The following is a 16,618-nucleotide window of genomic DNA, read 5'->3' on the forward strand; positions in this document are numbered from 1 at the left end:
GGGTCGGCCGCCGCTTGAGCAGCCGCCGGCCATGCGCTAGGCTGGACGCTTCGTCACACCATTGAGGGCCGCCGCCCATGCCGCAATCGATCTTCACCAGCAGCGATGCCGCGCTGCGCGAACGCTGGAAGGCCCTGCAACCGGGCGCCGCTGCCGTCAAGGCCGGGCGCTGCGAGCTGGCCGGGTTCGATCCCGGCGCCAAGCCCTTCTCGGGCGGCAGCAAGGCCCAGGACAAGGCCGGCGTCGAAGCCCTGGCCGAGGAGCTGGACGCGCTGCAGAACCTGTTCTATGCCGATCGGCGCTTCAAGCTGCTGGTCATACTGCAGGGCATGGACGCGGCCGGCAAGGACGGCACGCTGCGCGCTGTCTTCGGTCGCATGTCGCCGCTGGGCGTGCGTTCCGTGGGCTGGAAGGCGCCCACCGACGTGGAGAAGTCCCACGACTACCTGTGGCGCATCCACCAGCAGACGCCGGGGGCGGGCGAGATAGTGCTCTTCAACCGCAGCCAGTACGAGGATGTGCTGGTGCCCGTGGTCAACGGCTGGCTCACGCCCGAGCAGCAGACGCAGCGCTATGCGCAGATCAACGACTTCGAACGCATGCTCAGCGAGACCGGCACAGTGATCGTCAAGTTCATGCTGCACATCAGCAAGGACGAGCAGCGCGAGCGGCTGCAGCAGCGGCTGGACGACCCCTGCAAGCACTGGAAGTTCGACGAGAACGATCTCAAGGTGCGCGCCCAGTGGGACGACTACCAGCAGGCCTACGGCCGACTGCTGGCTGCCACGCACACGCCATGGGCGCCCTGGACGATTGTGCCCGCCGACTCCAAGACGCACCGCAATCTGATGGTGGCCACGGTGCTGCGCGAGGTGCTGGGCAATCTGGAACTGAAATACCCGCCCGGCGCTCCGGGGCTGGATCACATCCAGGTCCGGTGACACGGACAGCGCCCGCAGCCAGCGGACATCGGCGCCCGCGCTTCGCTCTCATAAAAGGAGCTTATATCGCCTGTGATCAATGACTTTCAGAATGAAAAGTATCTGAAATCATTCATCAACAAGCGGTAGAAGCTCCTTTTTTTATTCCGCCAGGATGGATCAGAACTGCCAGCCCAGTCCGCCCAGGCCGTCGAACTCCATCTCGAAGCGATCGCCGGCCTGTAGCGGCATGCAGCCGCACCAGGTTCCCGTCGTCACCACGGTGCCGGCAGGCACGCTGCCGTATTCGCGCGCCACATGCTGCAGCCAGTCCACCAGCAGCCAGGCCGGATCGCCCAGGCTGTGCGTTCCGGTGAAGCGCTGCGGCGAGCCGCCATTCACGGTCACCGTGCACAGCTGCTGCGCCCAGTCGCGCCCGGCGATGACGGAAGCGCTCTGCCACTCGCCCAGCGCCAGTCCGCCATGGCACTGGCCGTCCGCCAGCAAGGCCAGGGCCGGGGCCTTGGTGCCGTCGCGCCAGCGCACATCCACCCATTCCACGGCCACGCAGACGGCGTCCACCAGCGCCAGCGCGCTGTCGTAATCGAGGGCTGCGGCCTGCTCTGCGCTCACCTCCCGGCCTATGCGCAAGGCGATCTCGGCCTCGGCATTGCGCAGATTGAAGACGGTGGCCGGCGCAGGCACCGGATTCAAGCCCTGGCGAATGCCGTCCTCGGGCAGCGGCACATGCAGCATTGCAGCGTTGCGCCCAGGCCCGCCGGACTTCCAGTAGCGCGGCGCGCGATCGGCGGGCCACCAGTTCCAGCTGCGCGCCAGCGCGCTCTGCACGGCACGGGCATCGGCGGCATCGCCCATCAGCACTGCCACGTCGGCGCCCCGGGCCTGGGCCGTGCCCAGCTTGCGCGACCACCACAGCGCATCGGCCGTGGCATAGCTGTCTTCGGGCAAATCGGGCCACAGTGCCTTCCAGTCAGGCAGCACCTCGTCCTGCGTCTGCAGCTCGGGCGCCAGGCCTATGGGCGGGGTATTCGCAAACGGTGCAGGGCCGCACCAGCCGCTTTGGCAATCTTGGTTTTCAGACATGACGGCAATGATGGCAAATTTCCTGTCCCCCCGCCACTCATCCGGCACCCGGACCGCATCCAGAGCGGCTCTCCGATGGTTATGCACAAAACGCATAGCATCTCAAACAAGAAGCCTTGGACAGGAAAATTCGGCGCGCGCACACTGTGAATCCCGGACAGCAAGGGCTTACAACGACCTTGCTCCACTCAGTCAACCAGGCCTACATCATGCAAGCCAAAGACTCTTCAGCGCTGTCCACAGCGCATGCTCTGCCTTCCTACCTCAACCCCGATCATCTCGGTCCCTGGGGCATTTATCTGCAACAGGTCGACCGTGTCACCCCCTATCTGGGCTCGCTGGCCCGCTGGGTGGAAACGCTCAAGCGCCCCAAGCGCATCCTGGTCGTCGATGTGCCCATCGAGATGGACGATGGCCGCATCGCCCACTTCGAAGGCTACCGCGTGCAGCACAACCTGAGCCGCGGTCCCGGCAAGGGCGGTGTGCGCTTCCACCAGGATGTGACGCTGTCCGAAGTGATGGCCCTCTCGGCCTGGATGAGCATCAAGAATGCAGCCGTGAACGTGCCCTACGGCGGCGCCAAGGGCGGCATCCGCGTCGATCCGCGCCAGCTGTCCAAGGCCGAACTGGAGCGTCTGACACGCCGCTACACCAGCGAAATCGGTCTGCTGATCGGCCCCACCAAGGACATTCCGGCACCTGACGTGAACACCAACGGCCAGGTCATGGCCTGGATGATGGACACCTACTCCATGAACACGGGCGCCACAGCCACCGGCGTGGTCACGGGCAAGCCCGTGGACCTGGGCGGTTCGCTGGGTCGCGTCGAGGCCACGGGCCGCGGCGTGTTCACCGTGGGTGTGGAAGCTGCCAAGCTGACTGGCCTGAATGTGCAGGGCGCACGCGTGGCCGTGCAGGGCTTCGGCAATGTGGGCGGCACGGCAGGCAAGCTGTTTGCCGACGCCGGTGCCAAGGTCGTGGCCGTGCAGGACCATACGGGCACCATCCGCAACGCCAACGGCCTGGATGTGGCGGCCTTGCTGGAGCATGTGGGCAACACCGGCGGCGTGGGCGGCTTTGCCGGCGCCGAGGCCATGGATGCAGCCGACTTCTGGGGCGTGGATTGCGACATCCTGATCCCCGCGGCGCTGGAAGGCCAGATCACCAAGGACAACGCAGGCCAGATCAAGGCCAAGCTGGTGATCGAAGGCGCCAACGGCCCCACCACACCCGAAGCCGACGACATCCTCAACGAAAAAGGCGTGCTGGTTCTGCCCGACGTGATTGCCAATGCCGGCGGCGTGACCGTGAGCTATTTCGAGTGGGTGCAGGACTTCTCCAGCTTCTTCTGGACCGAGGACGAGATCAACGCCCGCCTCGTGCGCATCATGCAGGAAGCCTTTGCCGGCGTCTGGGCCGTGGCCCAGGAGCACAAGGTGACGCTGCGCACCGCCACCTTCATCGTGGCCTGCAAGCGCATTCTCCACGCCCGCGAAGCACGCGGCCTGTATCCATAAGCAGCCCCTGAGGCGCTACGCGCCTTCCCTGGCCGGGCGCCCCCTCCCCACACGCTTCGCGCCAACGGAGAGGGCGATGCCTTCGCCGGGGCAGCCGGGCCGCGAGGCGGCAGTTGCTCGGCATCTCTTTTGGGATGTACCTGTTTAGTGCGGGCACAACGAAAAAAGCCTTCTGTTTCCAGAAGGCTTTTTTGTTGGTTGCGCGAGAAGGATTTGAACCTCCGACCTTTGGGTTATGAGCCCAACGAGCTACCAGACTGCTCCATCGCGCGGTAATTTGTTTCTCAACAACAGTTACTGTGTCGATAGGCGCAATTGTAGCCTAAATCGGCCTGTCATGCGAAGCAGTTATATAAACGCGCGCTTTTCATGGTTACTGGCTCTGAAATTTGTCGCCCGCCCCGCATGGGCGGCAGCATTTGCGGCCCGGGCCAGTCGGTATAGTTGCCGCCCATGGCCAAAGAGAAAACCACTTTCACCTGCAACGCCTGTGGCGGCACCAGCCCGCGCTGGCTGGGCAAATGCCCGGGCTGCGGCGCCTGGAACAGCCTGGTCGAGACCGTGGCCGACTCCGCCTCGGGCGGCAAGAACCGCCTGAGCCAGCCCCAGGGCTACGCAGGCCTGGCCAATGCCCAGCCCGTCACCCCGCTGTCGGCCATCGAGGCCCAGGATGTGGCGCGCACCCCCAGCGGCATCGAGGAGCTGGACCGGGTGCTGGGCGGCGGCGTGGTCGAAGGCGGCGTGGTGCTGATCGGCGGCGACCCCGGCATAGGTAAGTCCACACTTCTTTTGCAGGCCATGGATGCATTGCACCGTATCGGCCTGCCCACGCTCTATGTGACGGGCGAGGAAAGCGGCGCCCAGGTGGCGTTGCGCTCGCGCCGGCTCGGGCTGGACAACAGCCAGGTCAATGTGCTGGCCGAGATCCAGCTCGAGAAAATCCTGGCCACCGTGGAGGCCACCCAACCCGCCGTGGTGGTGATCGACTCGATACAGACCGTGTATTCGGACCAGCTCTCCTCGGCTCCGGGCTCCGTGGCCCAGGTGCGCGAATGCGCGGCCCATCTCACGCGTGCGGCCAAGACCACGGGCATCACCATCATTCTGGTGGGCCATGTGACCAAGGACGGCGCGCTGGCCGGCCCGCGCGTGCTCGAGCACATGGTGGACACGGTGCTCTACTTCGAAGGCGACACGCACAGCAACTTCCGCCTGGTGCGCGCCATCAAGAACCGCTTTGGTGCCGTCAACGAGATCGGCGTCTTCGCGATGACGGAAAAAGGCCTCAAGGGCGTGACCAACCCCAGCGCCATCTTTCTGAGCCAGCACAGCGAGCCCGTGCCCGGCAGCTGCGTGCTGGTGACGCTGGAGGGCACGCGCCCCATGCTGGTGGAAATCCAGGCCCTGGTGGACCAGGGCGGCCCGGCTGCGCGTCGCCTCTCGGTCGGCCTGGACCGCGACCGGCTGGCCATGCTGCTGGCCGTGCTCAACCGCCATGCAGGCGTGGCCTGCGCCGACCAGGATGTCTTCGTCAATGCCGTGGGCGGCGTGCGCATCAACGAGCCGGCAGCCGACCTGGCAGTGATGTTGGCAATCACTTCCAGCCTACGCGGCAAGTCACTGCCCAAGGGCTTTATCGCGTTTGGCGAGGTCGGTCTGGCCGGCGAGGTGCGTCCCGCCCCTCGCGGTCAGGAACGACTCAAGGAGGCGGCAAAGTTGGGATTCACTATCGCCGTGGTTCCGAAGGCCAATGCCCCCAAGAAGCCCATCGCCGGCCTGACCATTCATGCCGTGGAGCGCGTGGATGAGGCCATCAACATCGTGCGCGGCATTGGCTGATGTATTTTGATAGCTGCTTGTGCCTTTCAGCCCTAGATTTCAGCTAATAAATTAGCTGAAATCGTTGATTGAAATACGCATACAGCTACTGTTTTTGAAAACCCCCTGGTCACAGCAGCCTGTACGGGCATACGCACTGTCCGCAACCTCAAACCCATACCCTCGTAAGACAATAAGCCCATGAATTTGCGCAATATTTTGGTTCCCCTGGGCTTGATCGTGCTCATGATCGCGGCCTACAACTCTGCGGGCTGGCCTGGCGTGGCGGCCGTGGCAGGCGGCATCCTCATGTGGGGGTTGCTGCACTTCACGCGCCTGATGACCATCATGAAGAAGGCGTCGGACCGGCCTATCGGCTATGTGGGCAGCGCCGTGATGCTCAATGCCAAGCTCAAGCCCAAGGTCCCGCTGGTCCATGTGGTGGCCATGACCCGCTCCCTGGGCCAGCGCCTGTCCGAAGAAGGCCAGAGCCCCGAGATTTACCGCTGGACCGACGGCACACAGTCCCATGTGACCTGCGAATTCGTCGGCGGCCGTCTCATGAAATGGGAGCTGCAGCGTCCCGAACCCAAGGAAGAGCTGAACCCGACTACTACGGAAGCAACAGCCCGAACATCGGAGCCGACCTCCCCCTAAAATGGCAGCTTCAGGAGACAAGCGCTGCCGCCTATCCGGCAGCAGCGCCCGCCGAACACACAACCCATAGAGGATGGTTTTATGAGCCCTGTTGTTCCCTCGATGTCCGACCGCGACGGAAAGATCTGGATGGATGGCCAGTTGGTGGAGTGGCGCGATGCCAAGATCCATGTGCTGACCCACACGCTGCACTATGGCTGCGGCGCCTTTGAAGGCGTGCGCGCCTACGAAACCGAACAAGGCACGGCCATCTTCCGCCTTGAAGAGCACACCAAGCGCCTGTTCAACAGTGCCAAGATCCTGCGCATGCAGATCCCGTTCAGCCAGGAGCAGGTCAATCAGGCCCAGGTCGAGGTGGTCAGGGCCAACGGCCTCAAATCCTGCTATCTGCGCCCGCTGACCTGGATTGGCGACCGCAAGCTGGGTGTTTCGCCCAAGGGCAATACCATCCACCTGATGGTGGCGGCCTGGGCCTGGGGCGCCTATCTGGGCGAGGAAGGCATGCAGCGCGGCATCCGCACCAAGATTTCCAGCTTCACCCGCCACCATGTGAATATCACCATGAGCCAGGCCAAGGCGGTGAGCAACTACACCAACTCCATCCTGGCCAATACCGAGGCTCTGGACGACGGCTACGACGAGGCCATCCTGCTGGACGCATCGGGCTTTGTCTCCGAAGGCTCGGGCGAGAACATCTTTGTGATCAAGGATGGCGTGATCTACACCCCTGACCTGTCCGCCGGCGCACTCAACGGCATCACGCGCAACACTGTGCTGCACATCTGCAAGGACCTGGGCCTGGAAGTGGTGCAAAAGCGCATCACCCGCGATGAGCTGTATATCTCGGACGAGCTGTTCTTCACCGGCACCGCCGCAGAAGTCACGCCCATCCGCGAAGTGGACCGCGTGCAGATCGGCGAAGGCCGCCGCGGCCCGATTACCGAGAAGATCCAGGCGGCCTATTTCGACATCGTCAACGGCCGCAACCCCAAATACGCACACTGGCTCACCAGAGTGTGAATTCCCCTGAGCGGCTTTTCCGCTTCCCCCTTGGGAGGCGCATCGTCGCTCAGGGATGGCCCTTGCTCGGTGCTTCTGACCTCAGTTGCGCCCGCATTGCCGGCCATGCTTCATTTTTGAAAACACGAAAGACACGAGAAATGACCACGAACGCCGTCGTCGAACTGGCCGCCAAAGACCTGAATGCCCAGGGTGGTGTGTTCTGCCCCAGCCCCAAGGCCGATATGAAGCTGTGGAACAGCCACCCCAAGGTCTACCTGGATGTGGCCAAGACCGGCGACGCCAAGTGCCCTTATTGCGGCACGACCTACCGCCTCAAGGCCGGCGAGGTGTTTGCCGGCGGGCATTGATTCCCCCGAGCCCCAAGGCATCTGGTCGCTCCAGCGAACGACCAGATGCTTTTTTCATTTGCGAGCCACGATAGCGAGCCATGCGCATTCTTCACTTTGTTACCGGAGGCTTCTCCGGCGCCACCCAGGTCGCCGTGGACCTGAGCCTGGCCGCGCTGCGCGCGCCCGGCCATGAGGTTCTGCTGGTGCTGCGCCGCAAGCCAAGCACGGATGAGCGCAAGATCGAGGCCCTGCGCCAGCAAGGCCTGCAGGTCGTCGTGGTGTCCAACTGGCTGCATGCGCTCACCGTCTGGGAGCTGCGCAAGATCATTCGCGGCTTCAAGCCCGATGCGGTGTTCGCCCATGGTTTCAGCGACCATATCTGGGGCCGCCGCGCGGCTGCGGCCGAAGGCGTGGCGCATATCTTTCATGTGGAGCACAACTCGCGCGAGCGCTACACGCCGCGTCGTCTGCGCCAGGCCCTGGCGCTGGAGCCGTTCACCCAGGCCCATATCGGCGTCTCCGAAGGCGTCAGGACCAGCCTGGTCGAGCGGGGTTTCCCGGCCGAAAAATGCATTGCCATCTGCAACGGCATCGATCTGACGCGCTTTGCCCAAGATGCCATGCCCCAGCACTGGCAGGAGCGCGAGCCGGCGATTTACATGGCTTCACGCTTTGCGCGCCAGAAGGATCACGACACGCTGATCAGGGCCATGGCCGCTCTCAGGCAACGCGGCCTGACGCCCACACTCTATCTGGCCGGCGCAGGCAAGAGTTCGCTCAGGGCCAGAGCCGAGCGGCTGGTGGCCGAGCTGGGACTTGAGCAGCAGGTTCGCTTCCTGGGCAATGTCTCGGACCTGCCCCAGCGACTTTCCAGGACGCAAATCTTTGTTCTGGCCACGCATTGGGAAGGCATGCCTCTGGCCCTGGTGGAGGGCATGGCTGCAGGCTGTGCCTGCGTCGTCTCCGACGTCATCGGAGCCCGGGAAGTCGTCACCCCCGAGGTGAACGGCCTGCGGGTGCAGGAGTCAGACCCCGACTCCATGGCGGATGCACTGCAAAGACTGCTCCAGGACCCAGACCTGGCCCAGCGCCTGGGCTCGGCAGCGCGTGCTCATGCACTCAGCCACTATGGGCGCGAGCAGATGTGGGGCCAATATCAAAGGCTGCTGCCGGTCAAGGCTTGAGCACCGCCGAGACCTGAGGTTTTGCGGCCCGGAAATTGCCCCAGTTCAATGCCAGCTTCATCTTGAATTTGCGCATTTTCTGCAGGCGGCTCGTCGGTGCCGCCTGCTGGGCCCAGATGCTGCTGACCTCGCTGGTGTCGTCCAGGGCAATGACCGAGGGATAGACACCGTAAACACGCAGGTCGTTTTCAAACCAGAAGCGGATATCCACATCCACCGGCCGGTCGAAGGGAACGCGCGCCTCCAGCATCTTGCGGGCACCGGAGCGGCTGATGACGTAACCAGCGGCAAAACTAGGCACCCGCTGATAGGAGATCAGCTGCAAAGACCCTTCTACCAGCGGCCCTTGGTTGGCTATCTTTTCCGGCTCGCGCCCATAGAGCTTGATCATGTCCCAGCTGCCATCGACGGGCAGGGCTTCGATCGCCGCCAGCGCCTGGGGCAAATCCGGCAGAAGCCGCACATCGTCCTCGAAGACCACCATGGCAGGCGAATCGCCATCCAATAGCTGCTGCCATGACCGCAGATGGCTGGCGTAGCAGCCCTTCTCTCCGTTGCTCAGGGGTTTGAAGTAGCGACCATGGCTTTGAGGGGCACAGAAGTAATGTCTTTGCTCGGCCTGCGACAGATCCGCCCACCACACGGCAGGCAGGCGCGATGCCGCCAGCCCCATTTGCGCGAACTGCGCAGTCATGCGCTCGCGACGCTCCGCGTCCTTGGACAAATTGATAAAGACAATGGGTAATGACGACATACACTTCTGCACCGAACACAAGACCTGCAGTGTAGGTTGAAGCCCATTGCCTCGCAGAAGAACCCGATTACAACTATGAATGTGCCTACATCCGTCGCGCCTCAACCCGGCCAGCCCGGCAAGCGGGCGGCTGCCCTTGCTCATGCCCTGGATGCCGCCTGCTTTGCATTCTTTGCACTGAGCCTTTGCGTGCCTTCGGGCTACTCCTACGGATCCACGGCCCTGGCTCTTCTGGCTCTGGCCGGTTCCATCGCCGCTCGCCCCAAAGGCCCTGCTCGGCGTGAAACCTGGGTGCTGGTGGGGCTGATGCTGGTGCTGGGACTGCTCTGGAGCCTGTCCTTTGATCGCTGGTTCTCGGCGGCAGGCTGGGGCTACGGCGCGAAATATGCCTTGGCCGCTCTCAGCCTCTGGTATCTGAGCAAATCGGGCGTCCGGCTCTCGGCCATTGTCTGGGGCCTGGCCCTGGGCTGCGCAGGCGCCCTGGCCATTGCCGTGTACCAGGCCGGCGTGCTCAAGATGCCGCGTGTATCCGGCTTTACCAATGCCATCCAGTATGGCGGCATCGCCATGTACCTGGGTTTTGCCACCTTGTCGCTGGCCGTGCTGGGCCGCTGGAGCAAGTCCCGGGCCGCTGTCCTGGGCCTGCTGGGTGCATGCGGTGTCTTTGCGTCCTTTCTTTCCGACTCCCGCGGCTCCTGGGTCGTGATACCGCTGCTGATCGCGGCCATCTGGCTGATGGCCTGGCTCAATGGCTACAAGCGTCTGGCCAGCATGGCTGCGGCAGCAATGCTCATGCTGGGGCTGATCGTGGCAGTGCCTGCCTACCAAAAGCTGGAACAACGCAGCGCCGAAGCCGCCCGGGAAGTCTCACAGTATCTGCAGGATCCCCAGAAATATGCGGTGACCTCGGTCGGCCAGCGCCTGGAGCAATGGCGGCTTGCGATTCATCTGATTGAACAGCGCCCCTTCAGTGGCTGGGGACTGGCCGGCTACCCTGCGGCCAAGAAGCAGATGGTCGATCAAGGCCTGGCCCATCCCTCGGTCATGGAGTATGGGCATGCGCACAACGAAATCCTGGACATGTGGGTCAAGCGCGGGCTGCCCGGTCTGATCCTGCTGCTGGCGTTCTATGCCGTGCCTGCCGCCATTTTCTGGCCCACGCCGCGCCGTCTGGCACGTACCGATGCGGCTCAGCGCCCCAGACTGCTGGCTCTGCGTGCAGCAGCCACCCTGCTGCCGCTGGCCTACTTCGGCTTTGGCTGGACCCAGGTATTCTTCGCGCACAACAGCGGCAACATGTTCTACATCTTCAGCCTGGCCGTGCTCTGGGGCGGTATCTGCAGACTGGAAGCCCGGGCTCCCGCAGCATCGGCTCAGTCCTGAGCCCTGCCCGGCAAGCCCAGGGCCAGGGCTCCCAGAGCCCCCTGGCCCAAGGCAAAGACACCATACAAGAGGCCGACCCCGACGGCCAGAACCGCAGGCACGCCGAACGGAGCCAGCGCCGCAACGGCTGCGGCTTCACGGGTGCCCCAGCCGCCCACACTCACAGGCAGTGCCGCCATCAGGAATATGGGGGCGATGACGAAGCCCCAGGCAGCCGGCGGCAAATGCAGGCCCAGAGCCATGGCCCCACAGGCCAGCGCTGCGGCGGACAGCAATTGGACCAGGGCCGAGGATGCGGCTTGCAGCCAAAGCTGGGACAGAAAGTCGGGGCTGTCGGCCGCCATACGCACAGGCTCCAGCCAAGCACCAGGCAGCCTGAACCAGTTGCTGCGCAGACCCTGCAGCAAGGCCCAGGGCAGCAGCAGCCAGATCACGGTGACGGCAAGCAGCAGCGTGATGAAGAGAGCGGTATTCAGGCGCACCCAGGGAGCCAGGGTGGAAGCGCACGCCACCGCACCCAGACCGCCGATCGCGCACAGCATCCACAGGCCGCTGACCCTATCGAGAATCACCGAGAGATTGCTGGCCGCCTTGGCCTGCCCGGTCTTCTGCAGCGCTATAGCGCGATAGACATCACCGCCCACCACTGCGCCGGGCAGCAGCACATTCAGGCCGATGGCCTGAAAGTACCAGCGCATGCTTGAGGCCACCGACATCTGGGCACCCAGCCACCGCGCCATGGCACGCCAGCGCCATGCCGAGACGACGTTGGAGGCGATGGAAATCCCGAAACCTCCCAGCAGCCACCAGGGGTTGGCCTGCTGCAGCCGGCCCCAGAGCTGAACGGGGTTGGCGAAGTAGACAACGGCGGCCAGCAAAGCGATGCCCATCAGGGCCCGGACAAACGCCTTACGCGTCTTGCTCACAGGAGCGTGGTCTCGGTTTTCGCAGCCTTGTTTTCGGCCCTGTACTCGACGGAGCCGTAATCCTTGGCGTAGTACTGAAGACCGCTGCCCGACTCGTAATAGATACGCGTCAGCAGCTCGCCGATCAGACCTGCCACGATGAACTGCATGCCCATCAGCACCAGCATGACCCCTGCCATCAACAGGGGGCGGCCGCCAATCGATTCGCCCATGATCTTCTGCGCCAGCAGCCACAGCAGAATCAGCACGCCAGGCGTGGCCATCCACAGTCCCATGCCGCCGAAGGCATGCAGCGGGCGCTGGCGAAAGCGCATGAAGAAGACAATGAAGATCAGATCCAGGATCACCCGGAAAGTGCGATCTATGCCGTACTTGGAGACACCGCGCGTGCGTGCATGGTGACGCACCGGAATCTCCGTGATACGCGCGCCGGCATCACGCGCCAGCGAGGGAATGAAGCGGTGCATCTCGCCGTAGAGGCGAATGCGGTCGATGATTTCGCGGCGGTAGGCCTTCAGTGCGCAGCCGTAGTCATGCAGCTGCACATTGGTGAATTTGGAAATCAGGCGGTTGGCCAGAACCGAGGGCAGGCGGCGCGACAGCGCCTTGTCCTGGCGGTTCTTGCGCCAGCCAGAGATCATGTCCACATCGGGATCGTTTTCCAGACGCTCCAGCAACAGCGGAATGTCGCCGGGTTCGTTTTGCAGGTCGGCATCCAGCGTGACCACATAACGGCCGCGCACGCGGTCAAAACCGGCCTGCAGGGCGCTGGACTGACCGTAGTTGCGTACCAGACAGACGGCACGCACCCAGGGATGCTGTTCGGCCAGCTCGCGCAGACGCTTGGCACTGCCATCCGTCGAGCCATCGTCCACCGCAATCAGTTCGTAGCTCAGCGGCTGGGTGCGCATGGCCTCGTCAATACGGGCCACCAAGTCGGGCAGATTATCGAACTCGTTATAAACAGGAACAACGATGGAAACTTCGGGATTGGAATCGTGCACGGACGTCATGCTCAATGATTTTGGATAACAGTCACCTATACTAACTGAATACCCTAGGTGCCATTTGCGCCAGGCCCATTGTTTGGCCTGCAAAGCCAAGCGCAATCGTAAGTGCGCACTATCAAAACATGTGCACTCGCCAAATCCTATGGCATCAAACTCCTCGACTTCTATTCGCCCCGACTGGCAGCAAGCCCTATATGCCAAGCCATGGATATGGCTGGCTCTTTTAGTTTGTGCCCATATCGTTTCCCGCATCAGCATTTCCGCGGGCATGAAATGGGATGAGTCCGAACAGATTCTCTGGGCCCAGCAATTGCATCTGGGTTATGGCCCGCAGCCGCCTCTGTATACCTGGATGCAATGGGCGGTCTGCCAGATTCTCGGCCCTTCGGTGCTGGCACTGGCCCTGCTCAAACATCTGCTGATCGCCCTGACCTATTGCCTGGCCTGGCTGGCGGGCCGGGAGTTGCTCGATCGCAAGGGCGCTTGGTGGGTGGCCGCAGGTCTGCTGCTGATGCCGCCTTTCGGCTGGGACTCGCTGCGTGACCAGACCCATACGGTGATGGTGACGGCCATGACCATGGGCTTGTGGTGGGCGGTACTGCGCCAGGTGCAAAAGCCGCAGGCCATCAATTTTGTCTGGATCGGCCTCTTCTGCGGTCTGGGCATGCTGTCCAAATACAGCTATGCCATGCTCATTGGCGCCTTGTTCGTGGCTTCCATGACGGTGACGCAGGTACGTCGCGCCATCTTCGCCAGGGGCTGGTGGCTGGCGCCGCTGGTGGGCTTGCTGGTGTTTGCGCCCCATGCCTTCTGGCTGGCCTCGCACTGGGGCATGGCAACCACCGAGACCGTACAGAAGATGTCCATCTCCACCGAGGCTTCGCATCTGAAAGGTCTGGGCAATCTGCTCAAGGCCCTGCTTTCCACCCTGGGCCTGTGGCTGATTGCCGCCGTGCTCAGCTATCGCTCCAGACTCTGGAAGCCCGGCACCGACGCGTCTTTGCCCAGCCAGGAATGGGCCAGGCCTTTGTTGCGCAACTACCTGCTCATCATTGCCGTCTGCCTGCTGGGAATGGTGCTGGCAGCTGATGTCACGGACTTCAAGCAGCGCTGGATGCTGCCTCTGACGGCCATTGCACCCTTGGCCCTGTATGTCTGGCGCCCGGCACTGCTGGAACAGGGCGTGGGCCGCATGTTCACCGTCTTCGTCATCGTCTTTGCCCTGATCTTTCTGATCATGGCCACGCTGCGCCCCTGGCTGGGCGGTCGCAAGAACGACCCCGACGAGCTCAACCATCCGGTCAAGACACTGGCCCAGGAACTGCGCAAGGCCGGTTATGACGGCAAGGGCGTCATCGTCGGCTCGGACCATATGATGGCTGCCATGCTGCATTCGCAGTTCCCGCAAACCTACGCCCTGGGCTGCTCCGATGGTGCACAGCTGAGGCAGTGCCTGTCTCAGGCCGGCGCCGATACCGCAGGCGGCCTGCTGTTGATCACACGCGCCGACAAGCCCGTCGCGAACTGGTGGGACGGCATCTTCACCACCCAGGCAAAAACCGCGCTGCAGACACTGAGCATGCCTTTCGAGAAAATGCCTGCCAGCGCAACACCTGCGCAATACCAATATCTCTGGATTGCCCCATGAATCCCGTTCTGATCACCGGCTGTGCCGGCTTTATCGGCATGCATTGCGCCAAGCGACTGCTTGAGCAAGGTGTGCCCGTGGTTGGCATCGACAACCTCAACAACTACTACGACGTGGCGCTCAAGCATGCCCGCCTCGCCGAGTTGCGCCCACACGCCCACTTCCGCTTTGTGGAACTCGATCTGGCGGATCGACAAGGCATGGCCGACCTGTTTGCCGAGGTAGCCCCCAGCAAAGTTCTGCACCTGGCCGCACAAGCCGGTGTGCGCTACTCCATCGATCAGCCCGACGACTACACCGACTCGAATCTGCTGGGCTTTGGCAATGTCCTGCAAGGCTGCCGTAAGCACCAGGTGGAGCATCTGGTCTATGCCAGCAGCTCCAGCGTCTATGGTGGCAACACCAAGATGCCGTTTGCCGAAAGCGATGCTGTGGACCACCCCATCAGCTATTACGCAGCCACCAAGAAGGCCAATGAGCTGATGGCCCATAGCTATGCGCACCTGTACGGCATTCCCACCACAGGCCTGCGCTTCTTCACGGTATATGGTCCCTGGGGCCGCCCCGACATGGCCTTGTTCAAGTTCACCAAGGCCATGCTGGCCGGCGAGAGCATCGATGTCTATGGCGAAGGCAAGCTGGTGCGCGACTTCACCTATATCGACGATATCGTCGAAGGCATCATGCGCGTGCTGGACAAGCCCGCCACGCCAGACGCTAGCTATGACAGCCAGAACCCCAACCCTGGCACCAGCACCGCGCCCTATCGCATCTTCAACATCGGCAACAACGCCCCCACCGTGCTGATGGACTACATCGCCGCCTTGGAGGGCGCCCTGCAAATTACCGCTCGCAAGCAAATGCTGCCCATACAGCCCGGAGACATGCACAGCACGTCGGCGGACACACGAGCCCTGCAAGCCTGGGTAGGCTTCTCGCCAGCCATGCCCGTGGCCACCGGCGTGCAGAATTTTGTGGATTGGTATCGCTCTTTTTATCGCGTATGAAAGTTACTGTCTTTGGTACCGGCTATGTCGGTCTTGTGCAAGGCGCCGTGCTGGCCGACGTAGGCCACCAGGTGCTTTGCGTGGATGTGGATGAGAAGAAGGTCGCAGCACTCAAGGCCGGCCAGATCCCCATCCATGAACCAGGCCTCGATGCACTCGTCATCAACAATCAGCAACTGGGGCGTTTGCAGTTCACCACCAATGCCGCCGAAGGCGTGGCGCACAGCGAGTTGATCTTTCTGGCCGTGGGCACGCCGCCCGATGAAGACGGCAGCGCCGACCTGCAATATGTGCTGGCCGTGGCCCGCACCATCGCCGAGCACATGGACGGACGGCGCATCGTCATCAACAAATCGACCGTGCCCGTGGGCACCGCGGACAAGGTCTCGGCCGTGATTGCCGAAGGCCTTGCACAACGCAATCTGCAGCATGCGTTCGACGTGGTGTCCAACCCCGAGTTCCTCAAGGAGGGTGCGGCCGTGGGCGATTGCCAGCGCCCGGACCGCATCATCATCGGCACCGGCAACCCGGCTTCCGAAACCAAGCTGCGCGAGCTGTACGCGCCCTTCAACCGCAACCGCGACAAGATCGTGGTGATGGATGTCCGAAGCGCAGAGCTGACCAAATACGCGGCCAATGCCATGCTGGCGACCAAGATCAGCTTCATGAACGAAATCGCCAATCTGGCGGAAAAGCTGGGGGCCAATGTGGAGGCCGTGCGCCGCGGCATTGGCAGCGACCCGCGCATTGGCTATCACTTCATCTACCCGGGCGTGGGTTATGGCGGCAGCTGCTTTCCGAAGGATGTGAAGGCGCTGATCCACACCGCCAGGGAAGTTGATTTCGAGCCTCTGCTGCTCAACGCCGTGGAAGACCGTAACCACGCCCAGCGCAATGTGCTGTTCGAGCGCATCAGCGCCTTCTACGACGGCCAGCTTGAGGGCAAGACCATCGCCGTCTGGGGCCTGGCCTTCAAGCCCAATACCGACGATATGCGCGAAGCGCCCAGCCGCAATCTGCTGGAGTCGCTCTGGGCCGCCGGCGCCAAGGTGAAGGCCTACGATCCCGTGGCCATGAAGGAAGCCCACCGGATCTACGGCGAGCGTGCCGACCTGCAGTTGGCGGATAGTCCGCTGGCTGCCGTGCAGGATGCAGACTGCCTGGCCATCGTGACCGAATGGCAGATCTTCCGCGCTCCGGACTTTGACCTGTTGGCCTCAACACTGCGCGACAGAATGATTTTTGACGGCCGCAATCTCTACGAGCCTGCCCTGCCTGCCAGCCATGGCCTGGGCTATGTCTCGATAGGCCGACCCGCCCAGCGGCCACGCTGAAACG

General features: G+C 63.0%; 15 protein-coding genes and 1 tRNA gene. 11 read left to right on the forward strand and 5 right to left on the reverse strand.

What is annotated here, in order from left to right; genetic code table 11:
- The first annotated feature begins 77 nt into the window (after nucleotides 1-77).
- Nucleotides 78-941 carry a PPK2 family polyphosphate kinase gene (locus tag DJFAAGMI_RS17415; protein ID WP_211458094.1) on the forward strand — a complete coding sequence of 288 codons (864 nt, stop codon included), beginning with the start codon at nucleotides 78-80 and terminating at the stop codon, nucleotides 939-941.
- A 159-nt stretch (nucleotides 942-1,100) separates the two neighbouring features.
- Here DJFAAGMI_RS17415 and DJFAAGMI_RS17420 read toward each other — a convergent pair whose 3' ends face one another.
- A complete protein-coding gene (locus DJFAAGMI_RS17420) occupies nucleotides 1,101-2,024 on the reverse strand; it encodes a fumarylacetoacetate hydrolase family protein (protein ID WP_211458095.1) in 924 nt (307 codons plus the stop codon).
- 209 nt (nucleotides 2,025-2,233) lie between these two features.
- Between DJFAAGMI_RS17420 and DJFAAGMI_RS17425 the strand changes: the two genes are divergently transcribed.
- Nucleotides 2,234-3,541: a Glu/Leu/Phe/Val family dehydrogenase gene (locus DJFAAGMI_RS17425; protein ID WP_043003323.1), complete on the forward strand. Its 1,308-nt coding sequence runs from the start codon at nucleotides 2,234-2,236 to the stop codon at nucleotides 3,539-3,541.
- Between the two features lie 195 nt (nucleotides 3,542-3,736).
- Here the strand turns inward: DJFAAGMI_RS17425 and DJFAAGMI_RS17430 are convergent.
- A tRNA-Met gene (locus DJFAAGMI_RS17430) sits at nucleotides 3,737-3,813 on the reverse strand.
- A 181-nt stretch (nucleotides 3,814-3,994) separates the two neighbouring features.
- On the opposite strand from DJFAAGMI_RS17430, the gene radA reads away from it, so the two are divergent.
- The 5 genes from radA to DJFAAGMI_RS17455 all read left to right on the forward strand — a co-directional run bounded on the left by radA (nucleotide 3,995) and on the right by DJFAAGMI_RS17455 (nucleotide 8,552).
- Nucleotides 3,995-5,380, forward strand: a complete 1,386-nt coding sequence (gene radA / locus DJFAAGMI_RS17435; RefSeq protein ID WP_003059793.1) for a DNA repair protein RadA — start codon at nucleotides 3,995-3,997, stop codon at nucleotides 5,378-5,380.
- Between the two features lie 180 nt (nucleotides 5,381-5,560).
- The gene (locus DJFAAGMI_RS17440; RefSeq protein WP_211458096.1) at nucleotides 5,561-6,016 is read left to right on the forward strand and encodes a glycerate kinase; all 456 of its coding nucleotides are present in this window, start codon (nucleotides 5,561-5,563) and stop codon (nucleotides 6,014-6,016) included.
- Nucleotides 6,017-6,097: 81 nt separating this feature from the next.
- On the forward strand, nucleotides 6,098-7,036 hold the full coding sequence (locus tag DJFAAGMI_RS17445) for a branched-chain amino acid transaminase (RefSeq protein WP_211458097.1): 939 nt from the start codon (nucleotides 6,098-6,100) through the stop codon (nucleotides 7,034-7,036).
- A gap of 140 nt (nucleotides 7,037-7,176) precedes the next feature.
- On the forward strand, nucleotides 7,177-7,386 hold the full coding sequence (locus tag DJFAAGMI_RS17450; RefSeq protein WP_003059801.1) for a zinc-finger domain-containing protein: 210 nt from the start codon (nucleotides 7,177-7,179) through the stop codon (nucleotides 7,384-7,386).
- 80 nt (nucleotides 7,387-7,466) lie between these two features.
- Nucleotides 7,467-8,552: a glycosyltransferase gene (locus DJFAAGMI_RS17455; RefSeq protein WP_211458098.1), complete on the forward strand. Its 1,086-nt coding sequence runs from the start codon at nucleotides 7,467-7,469 to the stop codon at nucleotides 8,550-8,552.
- Here the strand turns inward: DJFAAGMI_RS17455 and DJFAAGMI_RS17460 are convergent.
- Nucleotides 8,542-9,306 (reverse strand): glycosyltransferase family 25 protein, encoded by a 765-nt coding sequence (locus DJFAAGMI_RS17460; RefSeq protein ID WP_211458099.1) that lies wholly within the window; start codon nucleotides 9,304-9,306, stop codon nucleotides 8,542-8,544. The genes DJFAAGMI_RS17455 and DJFAAGMI_RS17460 overlap by 11 nt on opposite strands.
- A 75-nt stretch (nucleotides 9,307-9,381) precedes the next feature.
- Between DJFAAGMI_RS17460 and DJFAAGMI_RS17465 the strand changes: the two genes are divergently transcribed.
- A complete protein-coding gene (locus DJFAAGMI_RS17465) occupies nucleotides 9,382-10,689 on the forward strand; it encodes an O-antigen ligase family protein (RefSeq protein ID WP_211458100.1) in 1,308 nt (435 codons plus the stop codon).
- On the opposite strand, the gene DJFAAGMI_RS17470 is transcribed toward DJFAAGMI_RS17465, so the two are convergent.
- Together DJFAAGMI_RS17470 and DJFAAGMI_RS17475 are read right to left on the reverse strand one after the other, a co-directional pair.
- On the reverse strand, nucleotides 10,680-11,579 hold the full coding sequence (locus tag DJFAAGMI_RS17470; RefSeq protein WP_211458397.1) for a lysylphosphatidylglycerol synthase transmembrane domain-containing protein: 900 nt from the start codon (nucleotides 11,577-11,579) through the stop codon (nucleotides 10,680-10,682). The two genes, DJFAAGMI_RS17465 and DJFAAGMI_RS17470, sit on opposite strands and share 10 nt — an antisense overlap.
- A gap of 32 nt (nucleotides 11,580-11,611) precedes the next feature.
- Nucleotides 11,612-12,628, reverse strand: coding sequence for a glycosyltransferase family 2 protein (locus DJFAAGMI_RS17475; protein WP_211458101.1), 1,017 nt, complete (start codon nucleotides 12,626-12,628; stop codon nucleotides 11,612-11,614).
- A gap of 265 nt (nucleotides 12,629-12,893) precedes the next feature.
- Between DJFAAGMI_RS17475 and DJFAAGMI_RS17480 the strand changes: the two genes are divergently transcribed.
- The 3 genes from DJFAAGMI_RS17480 to DJFAAGMI_RS17490 are packed head-to-tail and all read left to right on the forward strand — an operon-like array spanning nucleotide 12,894 to nucleotide 16,614.
- A complete protein-coding gene (locus DJFAAGMI_RS17480) occupies nucleotides 12,894-14,273 on the forward strand; it encodes an ArnT family glycosyltransferase (protein ID WP_211458102.1) in 1,380 nt (459 codons plus the stop codon).
- The gene (locus tag DJFAAGMI_RS17485; RefSeq protein WP_211458103.1) at nucleotides 14,270-15,280 is read left to right on the forward strand and encodes an NAD-dependent epimerase; all 1,011 of its coding nucleotides are present in this window, start codon (nucleotides 14,270-14,272) and stop codon (nucleotides 15,278-15,280) included. Before DJFAAGMI_RS17480 ends, DJFAAGMI_RS17485 begins: the two co-directional genes overlap by 4 nt.
- On the forward strand, nucleotides 15,277-16,614 hold the full coding sequence (locus DJFAAGMI_RS17490; RefSeq protein WP_211458104.1) for a UDP-glucose dehydrogenase family protein: 1,338 nt from the start codon (nucleotides 15,277-15,279) through the stop codon (nucleotides 16,612-16,614). The genes DJFAAGMI_RS17485 and DJFAAGMI_RS17490 overlap by 4 nt, the downstream gene beginning before the upstream one ends.
- Nucleotides 16,615-16,618: the final 4 nt, after the last annotated feature.

Source organism: Comamonas brasiliensis (assembly GCF_018292285.1).
GTDB lineage: Bacteria > Pseudomonadota > Gammaproteobacteria > Burkholderiales > Burkholderiaceae_C > Comamonas > Comamonas brasiliensis.

Excerpts from the sequence above, each read along its gene's own strand:
- DJFAAGMI_RS17415 (WP_211458094.1), top strand. The coding sequence starts at position 78 with ATGCCGCAATCGATCTTCACCAGCAGCGATGCCGCGCTGCGCGAACGC.
- DJFAAGMI_RS17420 (WP_211458095.1), bottom strand. The coding sequence starts at position 2,024 with ATGTCTGAAAACCAAGATTGCCAAAGCGGCTGGTGCGGCCCTGCACCG.
- DJFAAGMI_RS17425 (WP_043003323.1), top strand. The coding sequence starts at position 2,234 with ATGCAAGCCAAAGACTCTTCAGCGCTGTCCACAGCGCATGCTCTGCCT.
- radA (WP_003059793.1), top strand. The coding sequence starts at position 3,995 with ATGGCCAAAGAGAAAACCACTTTCACCTGCAACGCCTGTGGCGGCACC.
- DJFAAGMI_RS17440 (WP_211458096.1), top strand. The coding sequence starts at position 5,561 with ATGAATTTGCGCAATATTTTGGTTCCCCTGGGCTTGATCGTGCTCATG.
- DJFAAGMI_RS17445 (WP_211458097.1), top strand. The coding sequence starts at position 6,098 with ATGAGCCCTGTTGTTCCCTCGATGTCCGACCGCGACGGAAAGATCTGG.
- DJFAAGMI_RS17450 (WP_003059801.1), top strand. The coding sequence starts at position 7,177 with ATGACCACGAACGCCGTCGTCGAACTGGCCGCCAAAGACCTGAATGCC.
- DJFAAGMI_RS17455 (WP_211458098.1), top strand. The coding sequence starts at position 7,467 with ATGCGCATTCTTCACTTTGTTACCGGAGGCTTCTCCGGCGCCACCCAG.
- DJFAAGMI_RS17460 (WP_211458099.1), bottom strand. The coding sequence starts at position 9,306 with ATGTCGTCATTACCCATTGTCTTTATCAATTTGTCCAAGGACGCGGAG.
- DJFAAGMI_RS17465 (WP_211458100.1), top strand. The coding sequence starts at position 9,382 with ATGAATGTGCCTACATCCGTCGCGCCTCAACCCGGCCAGCCCGGCAAG.
- DJFAAGMI_RS17470 (WP_211458397.1), bottom strand. The coding sequence starts at position 11,579 with ATGGGCATCGCTTTGCTGGCCGCCGTTGTCTACTTCGCCAACCCCGTT.
- DJFAAGMI_RS17475 (WP_211458101.1), bottom strand. The coding sequence starts at position 12,628 with ATGACGTCCGTGCACGATTCCAATCCCGAAGTTTCCATCGTTGTTCCT.
- DJFAAGMI_RS17480 (WP_211458102.1), top strand. The coding sequence starts at position 12,894 with ATGAAATGGGATGAGTCCGAACAGATTCTCTGGGCCCAGCAATTGCAT.
- DJFAAGMI_RS17485 (WP_211458103.1), top strand. The coding sequence starts at position 14,270 with ATGAATCCCGTTCTGATCACCGGCTGTGCCGGCTTTATCGGCATGCAT.
- DJFAAGMI_RS17490 (WP_211458104.1), top strand. The coding sequence starts at position 15,277 with ATGAAAGTTACTGTCTTTGGTACCGGCTATGTCGGTCTTGTGCAAGGC.